The sequence below is a fragment of the uncultured Aureimonas sp. genome, from assembly GCF_913775355.1.
In the GTDB taxonomy this organism is placed as follows: domain Bacteria; phylum Pseudomonadota; class Alphaproteobacteria; order Rhizobiales; family Rhizobiaceae; genus Aureimonas.
This window is the reverse complement of the sequence record NZ_CAJYIU010000014.1, coordinates 1-4,910: the sequence shown is the minus strand read 5'-3', so window position 1 is coordinate 4,910 and position 4,910 is coordinate 1. Positions and strand designations below refer to the sequence as shown.

Genomic DNA, 4,910 nt, shown 5'->3' with positions numbered 1-4,910 from the left:
CGGACCATCACCTCTCCGCCGCCCTCCTCGAACACGACGAGACGCTCGGCGAGCCGATCAGCCAGATGCGCCAGTCCGGCTACCATCGCCTCGCCGCCGGCCGCACCGTGATGCTCGCCGACACCGGTGTGCCGCCCGCCCCCGACGTCTCGCACGACGCCCATGCCGGCACGCTCGCGCTCGAGTTCTCCTCCGGCGGTCGCCGCTTCGTCGTCAACTGCGGTGCGCCGGTGCGCATCGAGGGCGGCTGGCGCCGCCTGTCGCGCACCACCGCTGCTCATTCGACGCTGACCCTCAACGACCAGTCCTCCTCGCGCTTCTCGCGCTCCGAGGCCGTCGACCGCTTCCTCGGCGGTCCGCTCCTGCCGGGCCCGACCCGCGTGCCGGTGAACCGCGAGGAATCGCACGAGGGCCAGGTCCTTACCGCCGCCCACGACGGCTACCGCCAGCCCTTCGGCTTCGTCCACGAGCGCCAGCTCTTCCTGTCGCGCGACGGGCGGCGCATCGAGGGGATCGACCGCCTCTTCCAGGCCGCCGGTCGCCCCCACCGCATGGCCTGCGACGAGCCGATGGGGACGCTCCGCTTCCACCTCCATCCCGACGTCGAGGTCGAGACGGCCGGCGAGGGGCTTCGCCTCGTCCACGGCGAGGAGGTCTGGTGGTTCTTCTCCGACGGCGCGCCGCAGCTCGAAGAGTCGATCTTCTTCGCCGATGCCGCCGGTCCCCGCCGCACGCGGCAGATCGTCCTGCCGCTCGACTGCCTCGACCGCACCGACCTCAACTGGCGCTTCGAACGCCAGGCCTGAAGCGACGCTTCGGGACACGTCGCCCTATCTCCTCCGGCAACGATCCGGAGAAACGCCCATGCATCGCCTTTGTCTCGGCCTCGGCCTCGCCCTTCTCCTATCCGGCTGCGGCGGGATGAACCGCGCGGTCGGGGTGCTGCCCAATACGCTGGACGGCCTCGGTGGTCGCACCCCGCCCGCTGCCGCGCCCGAGACGCCGAGCGCCGGAAGCCCGTCCCGTCCCGCCCAGCCGGGCGACGCGGCGCTCGCCGCGCGCCCCTGACCGGAGCGCCGGTCGCGAGGTCGTGAGGCGGCGCAGCGGATCGGCGCTCGCCAAGCGCGCCCGAGCGGTCTAGGTTTCTTCGGATCGCATGCACGGGAGTTCGGCTCCTGGCCGCCCGCTCCCGCCGGTCCGACCGGCCTCGAACGATCCGACCGGTTTTTCCTCGGCCAGAGGAGAACGGATCCATGAGAGCTCTGCCGCTCGATGCCTCCCGGCTGACCGGCCATCGCCTGCCCGTCATCCGCCGCATCACCACCGCCGACCTCACCCTCAGCCTCGCGCGGGGCCTCGACGACTTCCGCCGCCGCCCGACGCATCTCGTGTTCCTGGCGGCGATCTACCCGATCGCCGGCATCGCGATCGCGCTGGCGGCGACCAACGCCAACGCCTTCCCGATCCTGTTTCCGCTGGTGGCGGGCTTCGCGCTCCTCGGCCCCGTCGCCGCGCTCGGCTTCTACGAGATCAGCCGGCGCGAGGAGCGCGGCGAGCATCCGACGTGGCGCGAGGCCTTCGGCGTCCTCCACAGCCCCGCGCGAGGGGCCATCGCGCGTGTCGCCCTGACGCTCCTCGCCCTCTTCGCGCTCTGGCTCCTCAGCGCAGAGGGCCTCTTCGCGCTTCTCGTGCCGGACATCGAGGCCACGAGCTATCCGGCGTTTCTCGAGGCGCTGATGGCGACGCCCGCCGGCTGGGCGCTTCTCGCGGTCGGCCATCTCGTCGGCTTCCTGTTCGCGGCGGTCGCCTTCTCGATCGGCGCCCTGTCGCTGCCGCTCGTCCTCGACCGGGGCTATGGCGCGGGCGAGGCGATGGCGGCCTCGGTCGCCGCCGTGCGGGCCAATCCGCTGACCATGGCGGTCTGGGCGGCGATCGTTGCGGGGCTCGTGATCCTCGGCTCGCTGCCGCTTCTCGTCGGCCTTGCGGTGGTGCTACCGGTCCTCGGCCACGCGACCTGGCACCTCTACCGGCGCGTCCTGGCCTGACCCCGAGCGACGGGAGCGGTTGTGCGGCGCGCCCGCCCGTCCTATGGGGGCGGCACGAACGGCGCGCCTTCGGCCGGAGGCGGCGCCCCATGCCGCCTTCGAAAAGGATGCTCCCCATGGCCGTCGCCGCCAACCGCACCCCCGCTCCCGACCGACACACGGTCGCCCGCGCTCTCCTGTCGGTCTTCGACAAGGCCGGCATGGTGGAGCTTGCGCGCGGGCTCGTCGAGCTCGGCGTCGAACTCGTCTCGACCGGCGGCTCGCGCGCGGCGCTGGAGGCCGCCGGGTTGCCCGTGCGCGACGTCTCGGAGCTGACCGGCTTTCCCGAGATCATGGACGGCCGCGTCAAGACGCTGCATCCGAACGTCCACGGCGGGCTCCTCGGCATCCGCGCCGACCCGGCGCATGCCGGCGCGATGGAGACGCACGGCATCCACGGCATCGACCTTCTCGTCGTCAACCTCTACCCGTTTGCTGAGACCGTGGCGTCGGGCGCCGACCGCGCCTCGATCATCGAGAACATCGACATCGGCGGTCCCGCGATGATCCGCGCCGGCGCCAAGAACCACGCCTACGTCTCGGTCCTCACCGACCCGGCCGACTACACGGCGTTCCTCGAGGAGCTTCGCGAGAACGGGGGCGCGGTCGGCCTCGAGCGCCGCCGGCGCCTCGCCGCCAAGGCCTACGGCATGACAGCGGCCTACGACGCGGCGGTCTCCTCGTGGTTCGCAGGTGAGACGGAGGACGCCGCCCCGGCGCGGCGCGCCTTTGCCGGCACGCTCGCCTCCAGCCTGCGCTACGGCGAGAACCCGCACCAGTCGGCCGCCTTCTACCTCGACGGCTCGAAGCGCCCAGGCGTCGCCACGGCGCGGCAGGTGCAGGGCAAGGAGCTGTCCTACAACAACATCAACGACACCGACGCCGCGTTCGAGCTCGTCGCCGAGTTCGACGCCGCCCGCACGGCGGCCGTCGCGATCATCAAGCACGCCAACCCTTGCGGCGTCGCGGAAGGCGCCTCGATCCTCGACGCCTACGAGCGCGCGCTCGCCTGCGACCCCGTGTCGGCCTTCGGCGGCATCGTGGCGCTGAACCGCCGGCTCGACGCGGCGTCCGCCGCCGAGATCGTCAAGGTCTTCACCGAGGTGATCATCGCGCCGGAGGCCGACGAGGAGGCGATCGCGCTGGTGGCGGCCAAGAAGAACCTGCGCCTCCTCCTCACCGGCGGCCTGCCCGACCCGCGCGCGGCGGGGCTTCTGGTGAAGTCGGTGGCGGGCGGCCTCCTCGTCCAGTCGCGCGACGCCGGCACGGTCGACGCGCTCGACCTCAAGGTGGTGACGAAGCGCGCGCCGAGCGAGGCCGAGATGGCGGACCTTCGCTTCGCCTTCCGCGTCGCCAAGCACGTGAAGTCGAATGCCATCGTCTAAGCCAGGAATCTTGCGACCGTCGGCATCGGCGCCGGCCAGATGAGCCGCGTCGACTCGGCCCGCATCGCCGCCCGCAAGGCCGAGGACGCCGCGCAAGGCGCCGGCGGCCCGGTGCTGACGCAGGGCTCGGTCGTCGCCTCCGACGCCTTCTTCCCCTTCGCCGACGGCCTCCTGTCGGCGGTCGCCGCCGGCGCGCGCGCGGTGATCCAGCCGGGCGGCTCGATGCGCGACGCCGAGGTGATCCAGGCGGCCGACGACAACGACATCGCCATGGTCTTCACTGGCATGCGCCACTTCCGCCACTGACGGACATGGGTCAGGCGGCTGCGTCCGGCAGGATGTAGCCGACCGTCGCCTGCGCGACGAGTCGGTGCGCGAGGCCCTGCCACAGGCGGACGTCGACCGTCGCGGTGCGGCGTCCGAGCTTGAGAAGGTCGGCGTCCGCAAAGACCGGCTCGAGGCGGCAGGGGCGCAGGAAGGCGATCGACAGCGTGTTGGTGAGCGCCATCGCCTCCGGCCCGTGATGGGCGGCGATCACGGCATAGGCGGCGACATCGGCGAGCGCCATCAGCGTCGGGCCGGATACGATCGCGCCGGGCCGCAGCATTGCGGGCTGCGGGTCGAGGCGCATCCGCAGGCGTCCGGGCTGAAGGTCGACAAGTGTGCCGAGCGCAGCGCGCGCTTCGGGCGGGAAGGCGGCTTCCAGGAAATCGGAGACCTGCCCGAGCGTCAGACGAGGCAGGAGAGGGGCGGCGGGGGCGAGTGGGTCCATTTCTCCGGCTTAGCAAGCCGCCCGTCCGCCCGCCACCGGCGCCTCGTCGTGGGGCTGGGGGCGGGAGCGTTCGCCGCCGGTCGGCGTTGTTCGGCGCAAACAGGAGCCCTCCGATGACCCACCGCATGACGACCGCCCTTTGCGCTGCGCTTCTCTGGAGCGCCGTGCCGGCCGGCGCGCAGACCACCAGCCCGGCGACGCCCGCGCCGGGCGTTCCCGATACGGGCGCGCAGGCGATCCCGCCCTCGACCGATCCGTGCGCGGCCCAGCCCCAGGGCGCCGACGGCCAGACGCTGAGCGGCCAGCTCGCCGACTGCGGCGGTGTGCTGACGCCGCCCACCACCGGCACGTCCGGCATCGAGGCGCCGGTGCCGGACCCCGATCCGGGCACCACGCCGGTGATCCCGCCGGGCACGGTGCCCGCGCAGCCGAACGGGGCGGGAAGCGCCAATCCGACCTGACCGAGGGGACCGTGCTCCGCCGGCCGCAGCGCGCCGGACGGGGCTGCGCGATCTGCCCTTGAGGTTACGCCCCCGGCGACCGTCGCGTCGCCGAGGGACGGGGGTTGCGGATCGTCAGAGCCCGACATCCTGCAGGAGGCCCGCGGCCAGCGTCAGGCGCGAGACGGAGGTCTCGCCGGTGCCGGCGAGGCGCTGCAGCTGCTCGGCC

5 protein-coding genes and 1 pseudogene are annotated in these 4,910 nt (G+C 73.0%); 5 read left to right on the top strand and 1 reads right to left on the bottom strand.

Annotated features, from left to right (window positions below; all coding sequences use genetic code 11):
- From QZ753_RS01115 to purH, 4 genes and pseudogenes are all read left to right on the top strand, one after another.
- On the top strand, positions 1–806 hold an 806-nt coding region (locus QZ753_RS01115; protein WP_294640432.1), incomplete at its 5' end, for a heparinase II/III family protein.
- Positions 807–864: 58 nt separating this feature from the next.
- Positions 865–1,068: a hypothetical protein gene (locus QZ753_RS01110; protein WP_294640430.1), complete on the top strand. Its 204-nt coding sequence runs from the start codon at positions 865–867 to the stop codon at positions 1,066–1,068.
- A gap of 185 nt (positions 1,069–1,253) precedes the next feature.
- A complete protein-coding gene (locus QZ753_RS01105; protein WP_294640428.1) occupies positions 1,254–2,045 on the top strand; it encodes a DUF2189 domain-containing protein in 792 nt (263 codons plus the stop codon).
- Positions 2,046–2,161: 116 nt separating this feature from the next.
- A pseudogene (gene purH, locus QZ753_RS01100) lies at positions 2,162–3,775 on the top strand (bifunctional phosphoribosylaminoimidazolecarboxamide formyltransferase/IMP cyclohydrolase).
- A gap of 10 nt (positions 3,776–3,785) precedes the next feature.
- Here the strand turns inward: purH and QZ753_RS01095 are convergent.
- On the bottom strand, positions 3,786–4,241 hold the full coding sequence (locus QZ753_RS01095; protein WP_294640427.1) for a PaaI family thioesterase: 456 nt from the start codon (positions 4,239–4,241) through the stop codon (positions 3,786–3,788).
- A gap of 113 nt (positions 4,242–4,354) precedes the next feature.
- On the opposite strand from QZ753_RS01095, the gene QZ753_RS01090 reads away from it, so the two are divergent.
- On the top strand, positions 4,355–4,702 hold the full coding sequence (locus tag QZ753_RS01090; protein WP_294640425.1) for a hypothetical protein: 348 nt from the start codon (positions 4,355–4,357) through the stop codon (positions 4,700–4,702).
- Positions 4,703–4,910 lie beyond the last annotated feature (208 nt).